Below are 22,447 nucleotides of genomic sequence, written 5' to 3' on the forward strand. Positions count from 1 at the left end.
CCTGGTGATACCGGGTATTCCCGGATGATGCGGATAGATATACCGGGTATCACCGGGGGCGTCAAGCGGATGCGGAGAGCCCGCGGTGACCGTCCGGCGCCGGGCCCGACCTCTGGGCGACCACCACCCGACCCGGCAGTGGCGCGCGCGCCGCGCGTCCCCGAGGATGGCCGGGCCGTCCGACCCCCGGGCGGCGGGGGCAACCCGCCGATGACGTCAGGAGACCCGATGCTCGTCCCGATGACCGTGACCGACTTCATCGACCGCGCGAGGACGGTCTACGCCGACCGGGTCGGTGTCGTCGACGAGCCGAGCCAGGTCGCGGACCCGCTGCCGGACCTCACGTACGGGGAGGTCGCGGCGCTCGCCCGCCGCCAGGCGGCGCGGCTCGACCAGCTGGGCATCGCGGTCGGCGAGCGCGTGGCGATCGTGTCGCACAACGCCGCCCGGATGCTCGTCTCGTTCTTCGGGGTGTGCGGCTCGGGGCGCGTCCTCGTGCCCGTCAACTTCCGGCTGCGCCCCGACGAGGTGCGGTACATCGTCGAGCACTCCGGGGCCCGGGTGCTCCTCGTCGACCCCGAGGTCGACGCCTCGCTCGCGTCGGTCACGGCCGAGCACCGCATCGTCCTCGGCGACGACGACGCGCTCTTCGCGCCGGAGGGCGTCGAGCCGCGGCCGTGGGAGCCGGACGAGAACGCGACGGCGACCATCAACTACACCTCGGGGACGACCGCCCGGCCCAAGGGCGTGCAGATCACCCACCGCAACATCTGGACCAACGCGCTGACCTTCGGCCTGCACGCCGGCGTGTCGGACCGCGACGTCTACCTTCACACGCTGCCGATGTTCCACGCCAACGGCTGGGGGATGCCGTTCGTCGCGACCGGCCTCGGGGTGAAGCAGGTCGTCCTGCGCAAGGTCGACGGCGCCGAGATCCTCCGCCGGGTGCGCGACCACGGCGTCACCTACCTGTGCGCAGCCCCGGCCGTCGTCAACGCGGTGCTCGAGGCGGCCCAGTCGTGGGAGGGCGAGGTGCCGGGGCGCGACCGCGTGCGCATCATCGTCGCCGGCGCGCCGCCGCCCACGAAGACCGTCGCGCGGGTCGAGCGCGAGCTCGGGTGGGAGTTCATCCAGATCTATGGGCTGACCGAGACCTCGCCGCTGCTGACCATCAACCGGCGCCGGGCCGAGTGGGACGACCTGTCGGTCGAGGAGCGCGCCGAGCGGCTCGTCCGGGCCGGCGCGCCGGCGCTCGGGGTGACCCTCACGCTCTCGCCGGACCACGAGGTGCTCGCCCGCTCCAACGTCGTCCTCGAGGGCTACTGGGAGCAGCCGGAGGAGTCCGCGCGGGCGCTCGAGGACGGCTGGTTCCACACCGGTGACGGCGGCACCATCGGCGAGGACGGCTACCTGACGATCTCGGACCGCAAGAAGGACGTCATCATCACCGGCGGCGAGAACGTCAGCTCGATCGAGGTCGAGGACGTCATCTTCAGCCACCCCGCCGTCACCGAGGTCGCCGTCATCGGGGTGCCCGACGAGAAGTGGGGCGAGACCATCAAGGCGCTCGTCGTGCTCGCGCCGGGGGAGTCGGTGACCGAGGGCGAGCTCATCGCCTGGTGCAAGGAGAAAGCCGCGGGGTACAAGGCGCCGACGTCGGTCGAGTTCCGCGACGAGCTCGCCCGCACGGCCACCGGCAAGCTGCAGAAGTTCAAGCTGCGCGCGCCCTACTGGGAGGGCCGCGACCGCCAGGTCAACTGACCCCGGGCCCCTCCGCCTCCTCCACGCGACCTGCGCGGATCCGCGTGCGACCGCACCCGGACCCGCGCAGGTCGCCGGGAGAAGAGCGTCGCGGGGGCCGGAGACTGCCCGCCGGGTCAGCCGGCGAGGAGCGTGGCGCCGAGGGCGAGCGCGCCGGGCAGCGCCTGGACGAGCAGGATGCGCCGGCTCGCCGTCGCCGCGCCGTAGAGCCCGGCGACGACGACGCAGGCCAGCCCGAAGACCGCGAACGCGAACCGGTGGTCGGCCGGACCGACGAGCCCGAGCACGAGCGCGGCGACGAGGAAGCCGTTGTAGAGGCCCTGGTTGGCCCCGAGCGTCTTGGTCTGCTCGGCGAACTCGGGGCTCAGGCCGAACGCCGCGCGGCCGCGGGGGTGGGTCCACAGGGCCATCTCGAGGACGACGATGTAGACGTGGATCGCGGCGACGAGCACCGTGAGGAGCGTGGCGGTCAGCTGCATCCGCGATGTCTACCGCACCAGGCCCGCGCCGCGCTCCTCCCGGCGCGCGGGCTCAGCCGACGGTGAGGAGGATCTTGCCGATGTGACCGCTCTCCTCGAGCTCGCGGTGCGCGTCGGCCGCCGACTCCAGCGGGTGGCGGGAGTGGACGATCGGGCGGACCGTGCCGTCCTCGACGAGCGGCCAGACGTGCTCGCGGACCGCGGCGACGATGGCCGCCTTCTCGGCGTGGGGGCGGGCGCGCAGCGACGTCGCGATGACGGCGCCGCGCTTGGCGAGGAGCTGGCCGAGGTCGAGCTCGCCGACCCGGCCGCCCTGGAGGCCGATGACGACGAGCCGGCCGTTGGGGGCGAGGACGTCGACGTTGCGGCCGAGGTACTTCGCGCCCATGTTGTCGAGGACGACGTCCGCCCCGTGCCCGTCCGTGGCCTCGCGGACGCGCTCGACGAAGTCCTCGTCGCGGTAGCTGACGAGCACGTCGGCGCCGAGCTCTCGGCAGGCGTCGAGCTTGGCCACCGAGCCGGCGGTGACGGCGACGCGCGCCCCGACCGCCCTGGCCAGCTGGATGGCCATCGTGCCGATGCCCGAGGAGCCGCCGTGGACGAGGAAGACCTCGCCGGGCTGGAGGTTCGCGGTGAGGAAGACGTTCGACCAGACGGTGCACGCGACCTCGGGCAGCGCCGCGGCGTCCTCGAGGGAGACACCGGCCGGGACGGGCAGCAGCTGACCCGCCGGCACCCGGACGTGCTCGGCGTACCCGCCGCCGGCGAGCAGCGCGCAGACCTCGTCGCCGACCGACCAGCCGTCGACGCCCTCGCCGAGCGCCTCGACGACGCCGCTCACCTCGAGGCCGGGGACCTCGGACTCGCCGGGCGGCGGCGGGTAGTGGCCCTGGCGCTGCATCGAGTCGGCCCGGTTGACACCGGCCGCGACGACGCGGACGAGCACCTCACCCTCGCGCGGCTCGGGGGTCGGCACGTCGGAGACGACGAGGGCCTCGGGCCCTCCGGGGGTGGGGACGGTGATGGCACGCATCCCCCGAGGCTATGCCCGCGGACCGGGCCGGGGGCGTCCCACCCGCGCCGCGAGCGAGGCCGCGGTGCGGCGCACGGCGTCGGCGAGGCGGTCGCGCTCGGCGTCGTCGACGTCGCCCTGCGGGTAGGTGACGGCGACGGCGGCCACCGGGTAGTCGTTGGCGTCGAGGACGGCGACGGCCACCGACCCCAGTCCCGGTGTCACGAGGCCGTCCTCGAGCGCGTAGCCGCGCTGGCGCACCTGCTGCAGCCACGACCGCAGCTGGGTGGTCGACGCCGGTCCGCGGCCGTCGCGCTGCACGAGCGCGGTGCGGTCGGGGTAGAGGGCGCGCACCTGGGCGGCCGGCAGTGCCGCGAGCATGGCGAGGCCGGTGGCGGTCAGCGGGGCCGGCAGCCGGACGCCGACGTCGGTGACGAGCAGCGGCCGGCCGGGGGCGCGCTGCTCGACGACGTAGAGGACGTCGCCGCCGTGGAGCACCGCGAGGTGCGCGTTGTGCCCGCAGGCGTCGACGAGCCGGTCCATCGGCCCGCGGGCCATCCGCTCGAGCGGCGCCTGCCGCTGGTAGGCCGACCCGAGCTCGTAGGCGGCCAGGCCCAGGCCGTAGCGGCGCTCCTCGGGCAGGTGGCGGACGTAGCCGCGCTCGGTGAGCACGGCGAGCAGGTGGTAGACGCTCGAGCGCGGCAGACCGAGGTCGCGCGCGATGGCGGCGGCGGGCACCGGCTCGCCGCGGCGCGCGATGAGGCCGAGGACGTCGAGGGCGTGGCCGGCGGCGGGGGCGTTGGCCATCGCTCAGCCGACCCACCGGTAGCGGCGCTCGGGCCTCCCCGTGCTGCCGTAGCGCAGCGCGACGTCGGCCCGGCCGACCTGCTTGAAGTGCTCGAGGTAGCGCCGGGCGCTGACCCGCGACATCCCGACGGACTCGGCGACCTCGCTCGCCGACAGGGCGTCGGTGGATGCCTTGAGCGCGTCCTCGACGAGGCGGGCGGTCTCGGGGCTCAGGCCCTTGGGCAGGGGCTGGGCGCTGCCGGCGGCGCGGAGGAAGACCCGGTCGACGTCCTCCTGCCCGACGACCTCGGCCCGGGCGAGCAGCGAGCGCTGGCCGGCGTACCGTCGCAGCCGCTCCTCGAGGTCGGCGAACCCGAAGGGCTTGAGCACGTAGTCGGCCACGCCGAGGCGGACGGCCGCCCGGACCGAGTCGCTCTCCTTGGCGGCGGTGATGACGATGGCGTCGCAGGGGTGCGGGCCGCCGCGCAGGTCGGCGAGCAGGTCCAGGCCGTAGCGGTCCGGGAGGTAGAGGTCGAGTAGCAGCAGGTCGGGGCGCAGCCGCGCGACGGCTTCCTCCGCCTCGGCGGCGGAGTGCGCGACCCCGACGACCTCGAAGCCCTCGGTCCGCTCGACGAAGCCCACGTGGATGCGCGCGACCATGAAGTCGTCGTCGACGACGAGCACCCGGATCACGGCCGGATCTCCTGCGGTGCAACGACATCCGGCTGCTCGTCCACCACCGACGGCTCGACGAACGTTGTGACTCCGAGGCGCGCGGTGAAGCGGGTCGTGCCGTCGAGGCGCTCGACGTCGATCTCACCGCCGCGGCGCCGGCAGACCAGCCGGGTCAGGGCCAGCCCGACCCCGTGCTCCATCGGGTCGACGCGCTTGGTCGTCACCCCGTGCTCGAACAGCGTGGCGCGCAGCTCCTTCGGCACGCCCGGACCCGAGTCGTCGACGACGATCTCGACGGTGCTGGCGTCCTGCCGGATGCGTACGCGCACGGACGGCGGTGTGGCAGAACCCTTCGGCGCGTGCTCGAAGGCGTTGTCGACGAGGTTGCCGAGCACCGTCGCGACGTCGGCGGCGTCGTGCGTCTCGAGCCGCTCGAGGCGTGAGTCGTCGGCGATCGTCAGGTCGATGCGCCGCTCGTTGGCGGTCGCCGCCTTGGCCATGAGCAGGGCCGCGATGGTCGGGTCGCCGACGAGCGTCGTGACGACGAGGTCGAGGGCGGTGCGCTGCTCGCTGAGGGCATCCACGTAGCGGACGACCTCGTCGAGCTCGCCGATCTGGATGAGACCGCTGATCGTGTGCAGCTGGTTGGCGAACTCGTGTGCCTGCGAACGCAGCACGTGCGCCGTCGACCGGAACGAGCCGATCTCGCGCTCGAGGTCGGCCATCTCGGTGCGGTCGCGCATCGTCGTCACCGTGCCCAGCACGCGGTCGCCGCTGACCACCCGCATCGTGCTCATGACGAGCACCCTCCCACGCCGGATGACGACCTCGTCGCGCGCCGCGGTGACGTGGTCGTCGGGAGAGGCGTCCGTGACCGCGCGGGGGTTCTCGCCGACGAGGACCTCGCGCAGCCGGCCCTCGATGCGCAGGTCGGCGACTGACGTCCCCACCGCGTGCTCGGGCAGGTCGAGCAGGCGTCGGGCGACCTCGTTGACGAGGGTGATGCGGTGCTGGGGGTCGAGCGCGATGACCCCCTCGGCGATGCCCCGGAGCATCGCCTCGCGGTGCTCGGCCAGGCCGGCGATCTCGCGCGGCTCCATCCCGCGGGTCTGCCGCTTGATCCGGCGCGAGAGGAGCCACGAGCCGCCGAGGCCGACGAGGAGGGCGATGCCGAGGTAGGTCAGCAGGTAGGAGCTGGTGCCCTGCAACCGTTCCCACGTCGTCGGCGCCTCTTCGGCGACCATGACGGTGCCCAGCAGCTCGCCGGCGCGCGTGGGGGTGGTCGGGTCCTTGTCGTCGTCGTCGCCGGCGAGCACCGGCACCTGCGAGGCGAGGTACTCACGGCCGTCGAGGGTGAGCGTCCCCGACCAGCTGCCGCCGCGGGCGACGCGCGGGTCGCCGAGAGGCAGCCGCTCCTCCTCGAGCGAGGGGTCGGTCGACACGCGGACGTCGAGGTCGGGCTCGGCGAAGGTCACCGACGTGACGTTGGCCTGCGCGACGAGGCCGAGCCCGAGCGTCGCGAGGCCGGTGCGGGACTCGGGCTGGTCGAGGTTGGCGCGCACGAGCGGGTTGACGGCCAGCTGCTCGCCGAGGGCGGACACCCGCCGCCCCTCGGTGCGCTCGAAGGTGGCTGCCGACTGCGCCAGCGACACCGCCGCCACCGCCACGAGGACGACGACGATGATCGCGAGCTGGAGCGCGAAGAGCTGCCCGGCGAGGGTCGCCCGGCGTCGTCGGCGCGTGACCACTATGTACTCAACCTCCGTTGCGGACGAAAGCGCGACAGGCTCCACACCGGTCGCCCACGATCATCGCGTTCCACTCCACCACAGGAAAGGGATCTCGACGATGAGACTCCACCGCATCGCGCTCGGCGCGCTCGTCGCGGCCACGCTGGCCCTCACCGGCTGCGGCGCCACGAAGGACCAGGGCAGCGGGGGTGCGGCCTCCTCCGGTGGTGGCGCGCCGGCGACCGGCCTCCAGTACATGGTCCCGAACAGCCCCGGCGGCGGCTACGACACGACCGCCCGCACCGCGGCCCAGGTGATGGAGAAGGAGAAGATCACCGGCAGCGTCCAGGTCTTCAACCTCCCCGGCGCCGGTGGCACGGTCGGCCTCCAGCGGGTCGTCAACGAGAAGGGCAACGGCAAGCTCGCGATGCAGATGGGCCTCGGCGTCGTCGGCGCCGCGTACACCCAGAAGTCGCAGGCCAAGCTGTCGGAGACCACCCCGATCGCCAAGCTCATCGAGGAGGCCGGAGCGATCGTCGTGCCCTCGGACTCCCCGTACCAGGACATCACCTCGCTCGTCGCGGCGTGGAAGAAGGACCCGAAGTCCCTCGCCGTCGGCGGCGGCTCCTCGCCCGGCGGTCCCGACCACCTCCTGCCGATGCGCCTGGCGGACGCCGCGGGCATCGACCCGAAGACGGTCAGCTACGTCAGCTACGACGGCGGTGGCGAGCTCCTCCCGGCCATCCTCGGCAAGAAGATCGCCTTCGGGGCCAGCGGCTTCGGCGAGTTCCTCGACCAGGTCGAGGCCGGTGACGTCAAGATCCTCGCGGTGACCAGCGCCGAGCGCGTGGCGGCCCTGCCCGACGTCCCGACGCTCAAGGAGAGCGGCATCGACCTCGAGTTCACCAACTGGCGTGGCGTCGTCGCCCCGCCCGGCATCTCCGACGCCGACAAGCAGGTCTGGATCGACGCCTTCACGAAGATGCACGACTCGCAGGCCTGGAAGGACGAGCTCGAGAAGCGCGGCTGGGTCGACGCCTTCGCCACCGGCGACGAGTTCGGAGCCTTCATCGCCGACCAGGACAAGCGCGTCGCCGACGTCCTGACCACCCTCGGCCTGGCCTGACATGAGCACCGAGGCCACCACCGCCCCGGAGGGCACCTCGCCCTCCGGGGCGGGTCCCCTCGGCCGGGTCAGGGACCGCGCGCAGCTCGGCCTGTGTGCGGCCCTGGCCGTCGTCGGCGTCGTCGTCCTCGTCGACGCCGCGAGCCTCGGCCGGGTCACGAGCAGCAACGACCCGATCGGCCCGCGCGCGATGCCGTTCGTCGTCGGCGGGCTCCTGCTGCTCGTCTCGGTCCTCTACGCGCTCGACGTCCTGCGCGGCGGGGTCGGCGAGGCCGAGGCCGGCGAGGACGTCGAGCTCGGCCAGCGCGCCGACTGGAAGACCGTCGGCATCCTCGCCGGGGCGTTCGCGCTCAACGCCCTGCTCATCGAGCCGCTCGGCTGGGTCATCAGCGGTGCGCTGCTGTTCTTCCTCTCCGCGTTCGCGCTTGGCAACCGCCACCACGTCCGCGGGCTCGCGATCGGCATCGCGATGTCGCTCGTCACCTTCTACGCCTTCGCCATCGGGCTCGGGGTCAACCTGCCCGCCGGCATCCTCCAGGGGATCCTCTGATGGACAACGTCAACGCCCTGCTCGGCGGTTTCGCCGCCGTCATCACGCCGATGAACCTGCTCATCGCGCTGCTCGGGGTCACCGTCGGCACCGCCGTCGGCGTCCTGCCCGGCATCGGCCCGGCGATGACCGTCGCGCTCCTGCTGCCGGTCACCTACGGGCTGCCGGTCGAGCAGTCGCTCATCCTCTTCGGCGGCATCTTCTACGGCGGCATGTACGGCGGGTCGACGACCTCGATCCTCCTCAACACCCCCGGCGAGTCCGCCTCGGTCGTCACCGCCCTCGAGGGCAACAAGATGGCCAAGGCCGGGCGCGCCGCCCAGGCCCTCGCGACCTCGGCCATCGGCTCGTTCGTCGCCGGCACCATCGCCACCGCGGCCATCGTCTTCGTCATGCCGCAGGTCGTCGACTTCGCGATCACGCTGGGCTCGCCCGAGTTCCTCGCGATCATCCTCGTCGCCTTCGTCGGCACCGCCGCCATCCTCGGCTCCTCGCGGGTGCGTGGGTTCGCGGCGCTGCTCGTCGGGCTCGCGCTCGGGCTCGTCGGCACCGACTTCGTCACCGGCCAGCAGCGGCTGACCTTCGGCAGCCCGTTCCTCGCCGACAACATCGACGTCGTCGTCGTCGCGGTCGGCATCTTCGCCGTCGGCGAGGCCCTCTGGGTCGCGGCGCACCTGCGGCGCAAGGCCGCCACGGTCATCCCCGTCGGCCGCCCGTGGATGTCCAAGGAGGACTGGGGCCGCTCGTGGAAGCCGTGGCTGCGCGGCACCGCGCTGGGCTTCCCCTTCGGGGCGATCCCCGCCGGCGGCGCCGAGATCCCGACGTTCCTCTCGTACCTCACCGAGCGGAAGCTCACCAAGCACCCCGAGGAGTTCGGCAAGGGCGCCATCGAGGGCGTCGCCGGGCCCGAGGCCGCGAACAACGCGTCGGCCGCCGGCACGATGGTGCCGCTGCTCGCGCTCGGCCTGCCGACCAACGCGACCGCGGCGATCATCATCGCGGCGTTCATGTCCTACGGCATCGAGCCCGGGCCGCTGCTGCTCACCAAGGAGCCGGACCTCGTCTGGATGCTCGTCGCGAGCCTCTTCATCGGCAACTTCTTCCTGCTCGTGCTCAACCTGCCGCTGGCACCGACCTGGGCGAAGCTGCTGCGCATCCCGCGGCCCTACCTCTACGCGGGGATCCTCTTCTTCGCGTCGATGGGCGCCTACGCGGTCAACGCGCAGCCGTTCGACCTCTTCCTGCTGCTCGCCCTCGGCGGGCTCGGGTTCGCGATGCGGCGCTTCGGCCTGCCGGTGCTGCCGCTCATCGTCGGCACCATCCTCGGCCCGCTGTTCGAGCGGCACATGCGGCGCTCGCTGCAGACGACCGGTGGCGACATCTCGGGTCTCGTCGGCGGACCGGTCGCGTGGGTCTGCTACGCGTTCGTCCTCGCGGTCCTCCTCTGGCCGCTCGTCGCCCGGCTGATCGGCCGTGGCCGAGGCGGCTCGGACGACGACACCCCCGGCGACGACTCACCGCCCTCCCCGGGCGTCGAGTACGACCGGGTCGCCACGTGGGAAGGAGTCGGGTCGTGACCGTCCTCGTGGGCTACGTCCCCAACGCCCTCGGCGAGGCCACCCTGCGCGCCGGCGTCGAGGAGTCGCGCCGCCGCTCCGAGCCCCTCGTCGTGCTCAACATGTCGCGCGACGACGTCCTCGTCGACGCCCGGCGCGCCCCGGCCGACGACCTCGAGCGGGTCGACCGCGACGTGCGCGAGCTCGGCGTCGACGTCGAGGTCGTCCAGGTCGAGGAGGGCGGTGACGCCGCCGAGGCCCTCGTCGAGGCGGCGACGACGCACCATGCGTCCGTGCTCGTCATCGGGCTGCGGCACCGCAGCGCCGTCGGCAAGCTCATCCTCGGGTCGGTCGCCCAGCGCGTCCTGCTCGGGGCGCCGTGCCCGGTGCTCGCCGTCAAGGCGCAGTCGTGAGCGGCGTGCCGGAGGTGGCGGTCTCGACCGCGGACCTCTACGACGAGCACGGCGACGCGCTGCAGTCCTGCTCCCTGCAGCTGCGGCACGTCGGCGGCCGGCGGCAGTTCACCGGCGTCGTCGCGACGATCCGGTGCCACCGCGACAACGCGCTCGTCAAGGCCACGCTGGCGACACCCGGCGAGGGCCGGGTGCTCGTCGTCGACGGCGGCGGCTCGCTGGAGTCGGCGCTCGTCGGCGACCTCATCGCCGGCTCGGCGGTCTCCAACGGCTGGGCGGGTGTCGTCGTCCACGGCGCCGTCCGCGACTCGGTGGCCATCGGCGGCCTGCCGCTCGGCGTGCTCGCCCTCGGCACGAACCCGCGCAAGTCGGCCAAGGACGGCGTCGGCGAGGTCGACGTGCCGGTCGCGTTCGGCGGGGTCGAGTTCGTCCCCGGCGCGACCCTGTGGGCCGACGAGGACGGCATCCTCGTCACCCGCCCCTGACCTCGACGACCCTTGACCTCGACGCCCCTTGACCCCGACGCAGACCCGGGACCCCCTGCTCCCACCCGTCGAGTGAACAGAACACGCCGTGTGCAGCCCTCTGCGCGCGGCGTGTCCTGTTCACTCGATGGGGTCAGGCACCGGGTCAGGGCGGCGTCGGAGGGTCAAGCTCGGTCGGGGTCGGGGTCGGGGTCGGGGTCGGGGTCGGCGTCGAGGCGCTCGAGGATGCGGCGCAGCGTCGCGCGGTCGGCGGCCGGCAGCCGGGCGAAGGACGCCTCCGCGGCCTCGCGCCGGGCGGCGTCGACCCGGCCGAGCAGCGCCCCACCCTCGTCCGTGACCGTGACGACCTGCGCGCGCCGGTCGTCCGGGTCGGGGGAGCGCCGGGCCAGGCCGCGCTCCTCGAGGGCGTCGACGACGTCGGTGACCGAGCGCGGCGCGACCCGCAGGTGCTGGGCGAGCTCGCCGAGGCGCATCGAGCCGTGGTGGGCGAGCACGCGCAGCGCCCGGGCGTGGTGCGGCGCGAGGTCGTACGGCTCGAAGGCCACCATCCCGCGGCGGCGCAGGTCGCGGGCGACGCGCATCACGAGGTCGCCGAGGTCGAGGTCGGCGGCGGGGCGGTCGTCGCGGGGTCCGTGCACGCCGGGAATGGTAGCGCGGGGTCGTGTGTTGGGCTCATTGTGAGGTAGCCTCAGCAATAGTCCGACCGAGAAGGAGGGGTGCCCGTGACAGCGGCCCCGACCCAGACCCCCGCCCGCCCCGCGGCGCGCCACGACGCGGGAGGCCGCGGCGGACGCGGCGTCCTCTCCGTCGACCCGCGCGACCGCGCCCGCCTCGAGGAGGCGCCGGTCAGCCTGCGCCGCGTCCTCGCCCTCTTCGCGCCGCACCGTGGCCGCATCGCCGTCGTCGTCGGCATCATCGTCGTCACGAGCGTCGTCGGGCTCGCCCAGCCGTTCCTCGTCCGCGAGGTCGTCGACGTCGCCATCCCGCAGCAGGACGTGCGGCTCCTCGTCCTGGCCGTCGCCGCGATGATCACCGTCGCCGCCGTCACGCAGCTGCTCGGCGTCGTGCAGACCTGGCTCTCGACCCAGGTCGGCCAGCGTGTCATGCACGGCCTGCGCACCACCGTCTTCACCCACCTCCAGCGCCAGTCGCTCGGCTTCTTCACCCGTACCCGCGGCGGCGAGGTGCAGTCGCGCCTCGTCAACGACGTCGGCGGGATGCAGGGCGTCGTCACCTCGACCGCGACGTCCATCGCCTCGAACGTCACGACCGCCGTCGCCACCGCGGTCGCGATGGTCGCCCTCTCGTGGCGCCTGTCGCTGCTCTCGCTCCTCGTCGTGCCGCCGGCGATCTGGCTGACCCGCAAGGTCGCGCTGATGCGCCGCGAGGTCACCGCCCGCCAGCAGCGCCGGCTCGCCGACCTCAACGCCCAGATCGAGGAGGGGCTGTCGGTCTCGGGCATCCGCCTCGCGAAGACCCTCGGCACGACCTCGCACTCGGCGCGGCGCTTCGCCGACACCTCCGAGGACCTCGTCGGGCTCGAGCTGCGCTCGCAGCTCGCCGGGCGCTGGCGGATGGCGACGATGCAGATCGTCTTCGCGGTCATCCCCGCGCTCGTCTACCTCGCGGCCGGGCTGCCGGCGACGTCCGGCGGCATGACCATCGGCACGCTCGTCGCCTTCACCGCGCTGCAGGGCGGCATCTTCCGACCGCTCATGGGGCTGCTCAACGTCACCGCGCAGTGGGTGGCATCGATGGCTCTGTTCTCGCGCGTCTTCGAGTACCTCGACCTCGTGCCGGACGTGCCCGCGCCGACGCACCCCGTGCCGATGGACCCCGCGCGGGTCGCCGGCCACGTGCGGGTCGAGGGCGCGACCGTGCGCTACCCCGGGTCGGCGCGCGACGCCGTGTCGGGCGTGACGCTGGACGTGCCCGCCGGGTCGACCCTCGCCCTCGTCGGGCCCACCGGCTCGGGCAAGTCGACCGTCGCCGGGCTCCTCGGGCGGCTGCTCGACCCCGACGCGGGCCGGGTGACGGTCGACGGGGTCGACGTGCGCGACCTCGACCCCGACGTGCTCGCCTCCGTCGTCGGCACGGTCTCGCAGGAGAGCTACCTCGTCCACGCGACCGTCCGCGAGAACCTGCTCCTCGCCCGCCCGGAGGCGACCGAGGCCGAGCTCTGGCGGGCGCTCGGCGCGGCCCAGGTCGCCGACCTCGTCGCGTCGCTGCCCGAGGGACTCGACACGGTCGTCGGGGCGCGCGGCCACCGGTTCAGCGGCGGCGAGCAGCAGCGGCTGGCCGTCGCCCGGACCATCCTGCGCGACCCGCCGGTGCTCGTCCTCGACGAGGCGACCTCCGCCCTCGACACCGCCACCGAGCGCGCGCTGCAGTCGGCGCTCGACGAGCTGGCCCGCGGGCGCACGACGGTGACCATCGCCCACCGGCTCTCGACCGTGCGGCGCGCCCACCGCATCGCCGTGCTCGACGCCGGCCGGGTCGTCGAGTCCGGGACGCACGAGGAGCTGCTCGCCCTCGGTGGCCGGTACGCCGACCTCGTGGCCGCCGCGGAGGGCACCCCCGCCACCGTCCCCGTCCCCGCCTGACGTCAGCCACACGGACCCCACGCGTATCGGGTGACCCGATACGGCCGCGCTCCACCCGAGTTCCGTTCCCGGGTGGAGCGCAGGGTTGTCGGGTCACCCGATACGCGTGTGGTGAGACCCGAGCGGTCTCGGGTGCGAGACAGGATGGTGCCCCGCGTGCTGGCCGACGCGGCGCACCGGCCCTCCAATGGGAGGCATGACCGAGACCCCCGCCGCCTCCGCCGTGCTGCCCGACCGCGTCGTCGTCGGCGCCGGTCCGCTGACCGTCGAGGAGGTCGTCGCGGTCGCCCGCCACGGCGCCCGGGTCGTCCTCGACGACGCCGCGCTGGCCGAGGTCCGCCGCACCCGGGGGATCATCCGGGACCTGGCCGACGACACCGTGCCGCACTACGGCATCTCCACCGGCTTCGGCGCGCTCGCGACCCGGCACATCCCCGTGGACCTGCGGCACCGGTTGCAGCGCAGCCTGATCCGTAGCCACGCGGCGGGGTCGGGGCCCGAGGTCGAGCGCGAGGTCGTCCGCGCGCTCATGCTCCTGCGGGTCGCCACCCTGGCCACCGGGCGCACCGGCGTCCGCGAGGAGACGCTGCGCACCTACGCCGGGATGCTCGACGCCGGCATCACCCCGGTCGTCCACGAGTACGGCTCGCTCGGCTGCTCCGGCGACCTCGCGCCCCTGTCGCACTGCGCCCTCGCGTTGATGGGGGAGGGCGAGGTCCGCGACGCCGCGGGGGAGCGGATGCCCGCCGAGGACGCGCTGGCGGCCGCAGGCCTCGCGCCCGTCGAGCTCGAGGAGAAGGAGGGGCTCGCGCTCGTCAACGGCACCGACGGAATGCTCGGGATGCTCTGCCTCGCCCTGCACGACCTGCGCGGGCTGCTCGTCGTCGCCGACGTCGCCGCGGCCATGTCCGTCGAGGGGCTGCTCGGCACCGACGACGTCTTCGCCGCCGACCTCCACGCGCTGCGCCCCCAGCCGGGACAGGCGGTGTCGGCCGCGAACATCCGCAAGGTGATGGCGCACAGCCCGATCCGCGAGTCGCACCGCACGGAGGCGTGCACCCGCGTCCAGGACGCCTACTCGCTGCGCTGCGCCCCGCAGGTCGCCGGCGGCGCCCGCGACACGGTCGACCACGCCGCCCGCGTCGCCGGGTACGAGCTCGCGTCGGCCGTCGACAACCCGGTGGTCACGCCCGACGGCCGGGTCGAGTCCAACGGCAACTTCCACGGCGCGCCCGTCGCCTACGTCCTCGACTTCCTCGCGATCGTCGCCGCCGACGTCGCCTCGATGTCCGAGCGCCGCACCGACCGGTTCCTCGACGTCGCGCGCAGCCACGGCCTGCCGCCGTTCCTCGCCGACGACCCGGGCGTCGACAGCGGCCACATGATCGCGCAGTACACGCAGGCGGCCATCGTGTCGGAGATGAAGCGCCTCGCCGCGCCGGCGTCGGTCGACTCCATCCCGTCCTCGGCGATGCAGGAGGACCACGTCTCGATGGGCTGGTCCGGGGCGCGCAAGCTGCGTCGCTCGGTCGACGGCCTTGCCCGGGTGCTCGCCGTCGAGGTGCTGACGGCGGCCCGGGGACTGCAGCTGCGGGCGCCGCTCGAGCCGGCGCCGGCCACCGGGGCAGTCGTCGCGGCCCTCACCGCCGCCGGGGCCGGCGAGCCCGGCCCGGACCGCTTCCTCGCGCCCGAGATCGAGGTCGCGCACCGGCTCGTCGTCGACGGCACCGTCCGGCGCGTCGTCGAGGAGCACACCGGCCCTCTCGCCTGACCCACCCGCACTCTTCCCCTCGTTCCCTCTCCTCTCTCACCACGAACGCGTGTGAAATCGCCGGTGGTCCCCGGCGATTTCACACACGTTCGGGGAAGGTAGAGGGGGGCGAGGTGCGGGGGTCGGAAGCGGGGGGTGGGGGTGGAAAGGTCAGGGGCGGCGGGTGGCGCGGACGACGAGGTCGTCGTGGTGGTGGGCTCCGGACCCGCCGCTGATGCTCCGCGGCCGGCGCTCCGGCCCGACGACGTCCCAGCCGTCGCCGAGGCCCGCCGCGACGCCGGCCGGCGCGAGCAGGAGGTCGGGGTCGAAGCCGTGCTCGATGGCGCGCTCGCGGTCGACGTCGGCGTGGTGGACGAACACGAGCGTCCCGCCGGGGGCGACGAGCGCGGCCAGGCGCTCGACCGGCCCGGTCTCGAGGTCGAGCGCGGGGTAGAACACCGACACGAGGTCGAACCCGCCCGCGGGCAGGTCGGCCTCGGTCAGCCCGGCGTGCACCCAGTCGACGAGCACCCCCGACGCCTCGGCGGCCGCCCGAGCACGCGCCAGGGCCACCCCGGACGGGTCGAGCGCGGTCACCGTCCAGCCCCGGGTCGCCAGCCACACGGCGTCGGCGCCCTCGCCGCAGCCGACGTCGAGCGCCCGCGCCGGGGTCAGCGTGGCGGCCTCGACGGTCAGCGCGTGGTTGGGCTCACCGCTCCACACCCGGTCGAGCTCGGCGTACCGCGCGTCCCAGACGGACTCGTCGTCGCGCAGCGTCCGGCCGTGCTCCGGGTCGGGCCCGCCGGGGCCGTGGTCCGCGTGGCCTTGGGTCTCGCCGTGCCGGTGCGCCTCGTGCGTCGTCATGCCCCGAGTCTGCTCCGGGAGGCGCCGCCGCGTGGGCATCCCGTTGCCGTTCCGGCAAAGGACGACGTCCGGGGGAGGGTGGCGCGTCTCGCATCTCAGACGCCACCGGCCGTCGCCCCCTCCCACCGGCGACGGCACGCCGCGACAGTGGGATGACTGCGACGAAGGAGACCCGAGATGGACGGCGCCCGCCCGGTCCGCGCACCCCGCGGCACGACCCTGACCGCCCGCCAGTGGAGCACCGAGGCCCCGCTGCGGATGCTCATGAACAACCTCGACCCCGAGGTCGCCGAGCGGCCCGACGACCTCGTCGTCTACGGCGGCACCGGCCGGGCCGCCCGCGACTGGCGCTCGTTCGACGCGATGGTCCGCACGCTGACCACGCTCAAGGCCGACGAGACGATGCTCGTGCAGAGCGGTCGCCCGGTCGGCGTCATGCAGACCCACGAGTGGGCGCCGCGCGTGCTCATCGCCAACTCCAACCTCGTCGGCGACTGGGCGACCTGGCCCGAGTTCCGCCGCCTCGAGCACCTCGGCCTGACGATGTACGGCCAGATGACGGCTGGCTCGTGGATCTACATCGGCACCCAGGGCATCGTCCAGGGCACCTACGAGACCTTCGCGGCCGTCGCCGAGAAGCGCTTCGGCGGCACGCTGGCCGGCACCCTGACCCTCGCGGCCGGCTGCGGCGGGATGGGCGGCGCGCAGCCGCTCGCGGTGACGATGAACGGCGGCGCCTGCCTCGTCGTCGACGTCGACCCCGCCCGCCTCCACCGCCGGGTCGAGCACCGCTACCTCGACGAGGTCGCCGACTCGCTCGACGACGCCGTCGAGCGGGTGCTGCGCGCCAAGGACGAGCGGCGCGCACTCTCGGTCGGCGTCGAGGGCAACGCGGCCGAGGTCTTCCCCGAGCTGCTGCGCCGCGGAGTGCCGATCGACGTCGTCACCGACCAGACCAGCGCCCACGACCCCCTCTCCTACCTGCCCGAGGGCATCGGCCTCGACGAGTGGGCCGAGTACGCCGAGAAGAAGCCCGAGGAGTTCACCGACCGCGCCCGCGCGTCGATGGCCCGCCACGTCGAGGCGATGGTCGGCTTCCTCGACGCCGGCGCCGAGGTCTTCGACTACGGCAACAGCATCCGCGACGAGGCGCGCCAGGGCGGCTACGACCGCGCGTTCGACTTCCCCGGGTTCGTGCCGGCGTACATCCGGCCGCTGTTCTGCCAGGGCAAGGGCCCGTTCCGCTGGGCCGCGCTCTCGGGCGACCCGAAGGACATCGCGGCCACCGACCGCGCCGTCCTCGACCTCTTCCCCGACGACGACCGCCTGCACCGCTGGATGCGTGGGGCGCAGGAGCGCATCGCGTTCCAGGGCCTGCCGGCGCGCATCTGCTGGCTCGGGCAGGGCGAGCGCGACAAGGCCGGCCTGGCCATCAACGACCTCGTGCGCACCGGCGAGGTCAGCGCCCCCCTGGTCATCGGCCGCGACCACCTCGACACCGGGTCGGTCGCGAGCCCCTACCGCGAGACCGAGTCGATGCTCGACGGCTCCGACGCGATCGCCGACTGGCCGCTGCTCAACGCGCTCGTCAACACCGCGTCCGGCGCGAGCTGGGTCTCGATCCACCACGGCGGCGGCGTCGGCATCGGCCGCTCGCTGCACGCCGGCCAGGTGAGCCTCGCCGACGGCACCGACCTCGCCGCGCAGAAGCTCGAGCGGGTGCTGACCAACGACCCGGCGATGGGCGTCATCCGGCACGTCGACGCCGGCTACGAGGAGGCCGAGCGGACCGCCGAGGCGCAAGGCGTCCGCGTCCCCATGCGCGAGTCCTGACCCCGAGATGTCCACTGATTGCGAGTTCCGCCGCCGACACGCCGCCGGAACGGCGGGTCGAGCGGCGGAACTCGCAAGAAGTCGGGGGGTGGGGTCGGGGTCAGCGGGGGGTGACGGGGTCGGTGACGTCCGCGACGTCGGCGTCGAGGGCGGCGACCAGGGCGTCGGCCCCGACGGTGGCCGCGACGCCGTGCGCGCCGGCGCCGATGGATACCGTGCGCCCGGTCAGCGTCGCGTCGGCGACGACCGGCAGGCGGCGCAGCGCCCCGAACGGGGTGATCGTTCCGCGCTCGTACCCGGTGACGTCGCGGGCCACGTCAGCGGGCGGCATCGAGAGCCGGTTGACGCCGAGGTGCGCCCGCAGCTTGGGCCACGAGATCTCGCGGTCGCCCGGGACGAGGACGAAGAGGTGGTCGCCGTCGCCGCGGCGCACGACGAGCGTCTTGACGATGCCCGACGGCTCGACCCCGCGCAGCCGGGCCGCCTCCTCGAGCGAGCCGACGCGACCGTGGCTCGTGATGTCGTACGCGAGCCCCGACTCGGCGAGGGCGGCACGTGCGCGGTCGGCTCCGTCATCCATCCGCCCAGCGTAGGACCGGTGCCCGGGCGGGCTCGTCTCGCACCCAAGACAATCGGCCTGCACCTCCGCCACCACGCCCCGGGCCGAGTTGGTGCAATGGGGTCCATGTCCAACAGGTCGGCATCTCCGGGGGGAACCCTCGCCTTCCGCCGGATGTGGGCCGATCTCGAGACCGTGGGGCTGGACGCCGACACCGGGGGGTACCGGCGCTTCGCGTGGACGCGCACCGACCACGACCTGCGCGAGTGGTTCGCCGGCGAGGCGCAGGCCCGCGGGCTGGCCCTCACGACCGACCGGATGGGCAACCAGTGGGCCTGGTGGGGCGACCCCGACGCCGCCGTGGCGGCCGGTGACCCCGGGCTCGTCCTCGGCTCGCACCTCGACTCCGTGCCCGACGGCGGCGCCTTCGACGGCCCCCTCGGTGTCGTCAGCGCGCTGGCGGCCATCGACGAGGTGCGGGCGAGCGGCCTGACGCCGTCCCGCCCGGTCGGGGTCGTCAACTTCGCCGACGAGGAGGGCGCCCGCTTCGGGGTGGCCTGCGCCGGCTCCCGCGTCATCACCGGTGTGCTGTCGCCCGACCGCGCCCGGGGCCTCAAGGACGCCGACGGCGTGACGATGGCCGAGGCGCTGCGGGCCTCCGGACGCGACCCCCACGAGCTCGGGCCCGATCCCGAGACGCTCGCCCGGGTCGGCACCTTCGTCGAGCTGCACGTCGAGCAGGGCCGTCTCCTCGACGACCTCGGCCACGCGGTCGGCGTCGGGAGCGACATCTGGCCGCACGGCCGCTGGCGCATCGACGTGCCGGGCGAGGCCAACCACGCCGGCACGACAGCCCTCGACGTGCGCGAGGACGCGATGCTCGGCCTCGCCGCCGCGATCATCTCGGCCCGCCGCTCGGCCGAGGAGCACTCCTGCCTCGCGACGGTCGGGAAGGTCGACGTCGTGCCCGGCGGCGTCAACGCCATCGCCAGCTGCGCCACCGCGTGGCTCGACGCCCGCGGCGCCGACCCCGACGCCGTGCGCCGGGTCGTCGCCGACGTCCGCGACGTCGTGGCGGACTTCGACGCCCTCGTCACCGAGGAGTCGTGGACGCCGGTCACGGACTTCGACCCCGTGCTGACCCGTCGCCTCGCCACGCTCCTCGGCGGCGTCCCCGTCATCGGGACGGGCGCCGGCCACGACGCGGGGATTTTGGCGAATGCCGGTGTGCCGACGACGATGTTGTTCGTGCGCAACCCGACCGGCGTCAGTCACAGCCCCGACGAGTGGGCCTCGGCCGACGACTGCCTCAGCGGCGTGGCGGCCCTCGCCACCGTCGTCACCGACCTCGCCGGGCCGCCTGCTGCATGAGCACGTTCTGGTGCGAGCACGCGGTGCTCCCCGGTGGTGCACGTCGCCACGTCCGGGTCACGACCGAGCGCGGACGCATCCTCGAGGTGCTCGCCGAGCAGCCGATGCAGCCCGGCGACACCGTCCTGCGCGGGCTCGTCCTGCCCGGCCTCGCCAACGCCCACAGCCACGCCTTCCACCGGGCGCTGCGCGGGCGCACGCACGGCGGCGGCGGCAACTTCTGGACCTGGCGCGAGGGCATGTACGCCCTCGCCGGCCGGCTCGACCCCGACTCCTACCGAGCCCTCGCCACGGCGGTCTTCGCCGAGATGGTCCTCGCCGGCTACACGGCCGTCGGGGAGTTCCACTACCTCCACCACGGCCCCGGCGGCGCCCCGTACGACGACCCCAACGCGATGGGCCTCGCGCTCGTCGACGCGGCGCGGGCGGCGGGCATCCGGCTGACCCTCCTCGACACCGTCTACCTCTCCGGCGGCCTGACCGGCTCCGGCCACGTGCCGCTCGACGAGGTGCAGCAGCGCTTCTCGGACGGCTCCGCCGAGGGATGGCTCGAGCGGGTCAGCGCCCTCGACGCCGACGAGGACTGGCGGGTCGGGGCGGCCGTGCACTCGGTGCGCGCGGTGCCGCTCGACGACCTGGCCGTCGTCGGTGACGTCGCGGCGCGGGAGCACTGGCCGCTGCACGCCCACGTGTCCGAGCAGCCCGGCGAGAACCTCGCGTGCGAGTCCTTCTACGGGCGCTCGCCGACCCGCCTCCTCGCCGAGGAGGGCCTGCTGACCGCCGAGACCTCCCTGGTGCACGCGACGCACCTGACCGACGACGACATCCGCATCATCGGGGGCGTGGAGGCCACGGCCGTCTTCTGCCCGACGACCGAGCGCGACCTCGCCGACGGCATCGGCCCGGCCCGCGCGCTGGCCGACGCGGGGGCGCACCTCGCCGTCGGCTCCGACCAGCACGCCGTCGTCGACCCCTTCGAGGAGGTGCGCGGCGTCGAGATGCACGAGCGGCTGACGACCCTCGAGCGCGGCCGCTTCGCACCCCTCGACCTGCTCGCGATGGGCACCCTCGACGGCTACCGCTCGCTCGGCTGGACCGACGGCGGGCTCGTCGCCGGCGGCCACGTGGCCGACCTCGTCGCCATCCGCACCGACAGCCCCCGGACGGCCGGCGCGGCGCTCGACCAGGTCCTCTACGCGGCGACCTCCGCCGACGTCACCGACGTCGTCGTCGGCGGCGAGCACGTCGTCAGCGCAGGCGTGCACCGGCTCGGCGACGTGGGTCGGCTCCTCGCCGAGGCGATCTCGACGGTCCGCCGATGAGCACCGCTGCGACACAGGCCGGCCCGCCGAGTTCGCGCCTCGTCACCGGCATCACGCAGCTCGTCACGTGCGCCGGGCCGGACGGCGACACGCCCGTCGACGACCTCTCCACGCCGGCCGAGCAGCGCCTCGGCATCCTCACCGACGCCGCCCTCGTCGTCGAGGACGGCCGCGTCGCGTGGCTCGGGCCCGCCGCGCACGCCCCGGCGGCCGACCACGTGACCGACCTCGGCGGCCGCGCCGTCGTCCCCGGCTTCGTCGACAGCCACAACCACCTCGTCCACGCCGGTGACCGCTCCGCCGAGTTCGCGGCCCGGATGGCCGGCACCCCCTACGACGGCGGCGGCATCGGCGTCTCGGTCGCGGCGACCCGGGCGGCCTCCGACGACGAGCTGCGGGCGCTGCTCGCCGCCCGCGTGGCCGAGGCCCGCGCGCTCGGTACGACGACCCTCGAGGTCAAGAGCGGCTACGGCCTGACCGTCGAGGACGAGGTGCGCGCGCTGCGCCTCGCCGGCGAGGTCACGCCCGAGACGACCTTCCTCGGCGCGCACGTCGTGCCGCCGGAGGCCCGCGCCGACCGTGCCGGGTACCTCGACCTCGTCACCGGGCCGATGCTCGCCGCGTGCGCCCCGCTCGCCCGCTGGGTCGACGTCTTCTGCGAGCCGAACAGCCCCCACGCGTTCACCGATGAGGAGGCCCGCGCCGTCCTCGTGGCCGGCCGCGAGGCCGGGCTCGGGCTGCGCGTCCACGGCAACCAGCTCGGCCCCGGCCCGGGGGCGCGCCTGGCCGTCGAGCTCGGCGCCGCGAGCGTCGACCACTGCACCTTCCTCGACGACGCCGACGTCGCCGCCCTCGCCGACGCGGCCGCCACGACCGTCGCGACCCTCCTGCCGGGCGTCGAGTTCTCGACCCGGATGCCCTACCCGGACGCGCGCCGCCTGCTGGACGCCGGGGTGGACGTGGCGCTGGCCTCGGACTGCAACCCGGGCACGTGCAACACCGCCTCGATGCCGTTCGTCGTCGCGCTCGCCGTCCGGGAGCTGAGGATGACCGCGGCCGAGGCGCTCGCCGCCGCGACCGTCGGCGGGGCGCGGGCCCTGCGCCGCACCGACGTGGGCCGCATCGCCGTGGGCGGCCCCGCCGACCTCGCGGTCCTCGACGCACCGGGCCACGAGCACCTGGCCTACCGGCCGGGGATGCCCGTGGCCCGCGCGCTGGAGCCCGGGGGCGGCGTCAGCTGATCGGCTGCGTCTTGATCTCGGTGGGCAGGTGGCCGGCCGAGCGTCGGTAGTACTGCGCGGCCTGGCGCTCGGTGAGCGTGCGGGCGGCGCCGACGGCCAGACCCATCGCGGCGGCGTACGCCAGCGCCTTGACGGCCGGTGCGTCGGGGTTCTTCGGGTTGATCTCGTCCTGCCCGGCCTTGGCCCAGACGATGTTGACGAGCTTCGTGGCGACGATCCCGGCGAGGATGGGCCCGCCGGTCCCGAGGATCTTCCAGGCGAGCTTTCCCATGCTGGTCCTCTCGATGGATCCGCAGGTCAGGCGGCTGCCCGACCGGTCCTCGCCACTCTA

Annotated in this window: 21 protein-coding genes; 12 read left to right on the forward strand and 9 right to left on the reverse strand. The window is 74.4% G+C overall.

What is annotated here, in order from left to right; genetic code table 11:
• Positions 1 to 240: 240 nt before the first annotated feature.
• Positions 241 to 1,761 (forward strand): AMP-binding protein, encoded by a 1,521-nt coding sequence (locus IG69_RS0101110; RefSeq protein ID WP_245616046.1) that lies wholly within the window; start codon positions 241 to 243, stop codon positions 1,759 to 1,761.
• Between the two features lie 116 nt (positions 1,762 to 1,877).
• Here the strand turns inward: IG69_RS0101110 and IG69_RS0101115 are convergent, their stop codons facing one another.
• Genes IG69_RS0101115 through IG69_RS0101135 form a run of 5 tightly spaced genes read right to left on the reverse strand, consistent with a single transcriptional unit; the run spans position 1,878 to position 6,461 of the window.
• The gene (locus IG69_RS0101115) at positions 1,878 to 2,240 is read right to left on the reverse strand and encodes a DUF1304 domain-containing protein (protein WP_030526345.1); all 363 of its coding nucleotides are present in this window, start codon (positions 2,238 to 2,240) and stop codon (positions 1,878 to 1,880) included.
• Positions 2,241 to 2,292: 52 nt separating this feature from the next.
• Positions 2,293 to 3,273 (reverse strand): NAD(P)H-quinone oxidoreductase, encoded by a 981-nt coding sequence (locus IG69_RS0101120; protein WP_030526346.1) that lies wholly within the window; start codon positions 3,271 to 3,273, stop codon positions 2,293 to 2,295.
• Between the two features lie 9 nt (positions 3,274 to 3,282).
• Positions 3,283 to 4,059: an IclR family transcriptional regulator gene (locus IG69_RS0101125; protein ID WP_030526347.1), complete on the reverse strand. Its 777-nt coding sequence runs from the start codon at positions 4,057 to 4,059 to the stop codon at positions 3,283 to 3,285.
• 3 nt (positions 4,060 to 4,062) lie between these two features.
• Entirely contained in the window at positions 4,063 to 4,731 is a 669-nt protein-coding gene (locus IG69_RS0101130; protein ID WP_030526348.1) for a response regulator, read from the reverse strand.
• On the reverse strand, positions 4,728 to 6,461 hold the full coding sequence (locus IG69_RS0101135; protein ID WP_245616047.1) for a sensor histidine kinase: 1,734 nt from the start codon (positions 6,459 to 6,461) through the stop codon (positions 4,728 to 4,730). The genes IG69_RS0101130 and IG69_RS0101135 overlap by 4 nt, the downstream gene beginning before the upstream one ends.
• Before the next feature lie 100 nt (positions 6,462 to 6,561).
• Here IG69_RS0101135 and IG69_RS0101140 point away from each other — a divergent pair, with 100 nt between their 5' ends.
• From IG69_RS0101140 to rraA, 5 genes are read left to right on the forward strand one after another with little or no spacing between them, the layout of a single operon-like run.
• Positions 6,562 to 7,569 (forward strand): Bug family tripartite tricarboxylate transporter substrate binding protein, encoded by a 1,008-nt coding sequence (locus tag IG69_RS0101140; protein WP_030526350.1) that lies wholly within the window; start codon positions 6,562 to 6,564, stop codon positions 7,567 to 7,569.
• Position 7,570: 1 nt separating this feature from the next.
• Positions 7,571 to 8,119, forward strand: coding sequence for a tripartite tricarboxylate transporter TctB family protein (locus IG69_RS0101145; protein ID WP_084696513.1), 549 nt, complete (start codon positions 7,571 to 7,573; stop codon positions 8,117 to 8,119).
• Positions 8,119 to 9,696 carry a tripartite tricarboxylate transporter permease gene (locus tag IG69_RS0101150; protein WP_051749984.1) on the forward strand — a complete coding sequence of 526 codons (1,578 nt, stop codon included), beginning with the start codon at positions 8,119 to 8,121 and terminating at the stop codon, positions 9,694 to 9,696. Before IG69_RS0101145 ends, IG69_RS0101150 begins: the two co-directional genes overlap by 1 nt.
• A complete protein-coding gene (locus IG69_RS0101155) occupies positions 9,693 to 10,088 on the forward strand; it encodes a universal stress protein (protein ID WP_030526353.1) in 396 nt (131 codons plus the stop codon). The genes IG69_RS0101150 and IG69_RS0101155 overlap by 4 nt, the downstream gene beginning before the upstream one ends.
• Positions 10,089 to 10,102: 14 nt before the next feature.
• Positions 10,103 to 10,573 (forward strand): ribonuclease E activity regulator RraA, encoded by a 471-nt coding sequence (rraA, locus tag IG69_RS0101160; protein ID WP_030526354.1) that lies wholly within the window; start codon positions 10,103 to 10,105, stop codon positions 10,571 to 10,573.
• A 164-nt stretch (positions 10,574 to 10,737) separates the two neighbouring features.
• Here rraA and IG69_RS0101165 read toward each other — a convergent pair whose 3' ends face one another.
• Positions 10,738 to 11,211, reverse strand: a complete 474-nt coding sequence (locus tag IG69_RS0101165; protein WP_245616048.1) for a MarR family winged helix-turn-helix transcriptional regulator — start codon at positions 11,209 to 11,211, stop codon at positions 10,738 to 10,740.
• 84 nt (positions 11,212 to 11,295) lie between these two features.
• Between IG69_RS0101165 and IG69_RS0101170 the strand changes: the two genes are divergently transcribed.
• Complete coding sequence (locus IG69_RS0101170; RefSeq protein WP_030526356.1) at positions 11,296 to 13,176, forward strand: ABC transporter ATP-binding protein; 1,881 nt, start codon at positions 11,296 to 11,298, stop codon at positions 13,174 to 13,176.
• A 196-nt stretch (positions 13,177 to 13,372) separates the two neighbouring features.
• Positions 13,373 to 14,947 carry a histidine ammonia-lyase gene (gene hutH, locus IG69_RS0101175; RefSeq protein WP_245616049.1) on the forward strand — a complete coding sequence of 525 codons (1,575 nt, stop codon included), beginning with the start codon at positions 13,373 to 13,375 and terminating at the stop codon, positions 14,945 to 14,947.
• A 150-nt stretch (positions 14,948 to 15,097) separates the two neighbouring features.
• Here hutH and IG69_RS0101180 read toward each other — a convergent pair whose 3' ends face one another.
• Positions 15,098 to 15,790 (reverse strand): class I SAM-dependent methyltransferase, encoded by a 693-nt coding sequence (locus IG69_RS0101180; protein WP_030526358.1) that lies wholly within the window; start codon positions 15,788 to 15,790, stop codon positions 15,098 to 15,100.
• 177 nt (positions 15,791 to 15,967) lie between these two features.
• Between IG69_RS0101180 and hutU the strand changes: the two genes are divergently transcribed.
• Positions 15,968 to 17,623 (forward strand): urocanate hydratase, encoded by a 1,656-nt coding sequence (gene hutU / locus IG69_RS0101185; protein ID WP_030526359.1) that lies wholly within the window; start codon positions 15,968 to 15,970, stop codon positions 17,621 to 17,623.
• Positions 17,624 to 17,723: 100 nt separating this feature from the next.
• Here hutU and IG69_RS0101190 read toward each other — a convergent pair whose 3' ends face one another.
• Positions 17,724 to 18,203, reverse strand: a complete 480-nt coding sequence (locus IG69_RS0101190) for an aminoacyl-tRNA deacylase (RefSeq protein ID WP_030526360.1) — start codon at positions 18,201 to 18,203, stop codon at positions 17,724 to 17,726.
• A 105-nt stretch (positions 18,204 to 18,308) separates the two neighbouring features.
• On the opposite strand from IG69_RS0101190, the gene IG69_RS0101195 reads away from it, so the two are divergent.
• Genes IG69_RS0101195 through hutI form a run of 3 tightly spaced genes read left to right on the forward strand, consistent with a single transcriptional unit; the run spans position 18,309 to position 22,116 of the window.
• Positions 18,309 to 19,553 (forward strand): allantoate amidohydrolase, encoded by a 1,245-nt coding sequence (locus IG69_RS0101195; RefSeq protein WP_030526361.1) that lies wholly within the window; start codon positions 18,309 to 18,311, stop codon positions 19,551 to 19,553.
• Complete coding sequence (locus IG69_RS0101200; RefSeq protein WP_030526362.1) at positions 19,550 to 20,875, forward strand: formimidoylglutamate deiminase; 1,326 nt, start codon at positions 19,550 to 19,552, stop codon at positions 20,873 to 20,875. Before IG69_RS0101195 ends, IG69_RS0101200 begins: the two co-directional genes overlap by 4 nt.
• Entirely contained in the window at positions 20,872 to 22,116 is a 1,245-nt protein-coding gene (gene hutI / locus IG69_RS0101205; protein ID WP_030526363.1) for an imidazolonepropionase, read from the forward strand. The genes IG69_RS0101200 and hutI overlap by 4 nt, the downstream gene beginning before the upstream one ends.
• On the opposite strand, the gene IG69_RS0101210 is transcribed toward hutI, so the two are convergent.
• Positions 22,109 to 22,387 (reverse strand): DUF4235 domain-containing protein, encoded by a 279-nt coding sequence (locus IG69_RS0101210; protein WP_030526364.1) that lies wholly within the window; start codon positions 22,385 to 22,387, stop codon positions 22,109 to 22,111. The two genes, hutI and IG69_RS0101210, sit on opposite strands and share 8 nt — an antisense overlap.
• Between the last annotated feature and the right edge of the window lie 60 nt (positions 22,388 to 22,447).

Source organism: Phycicoccus jejuensis, assembly GCF_000720925.1.
In the GTDB taxonomy this organism is placed as follows: Bacteria; Actinomycetota; Actinomycetes; order Actinomycetales; family Dermatophilaceae; genus Phycicoccus; species Phycicoccus jejuensis.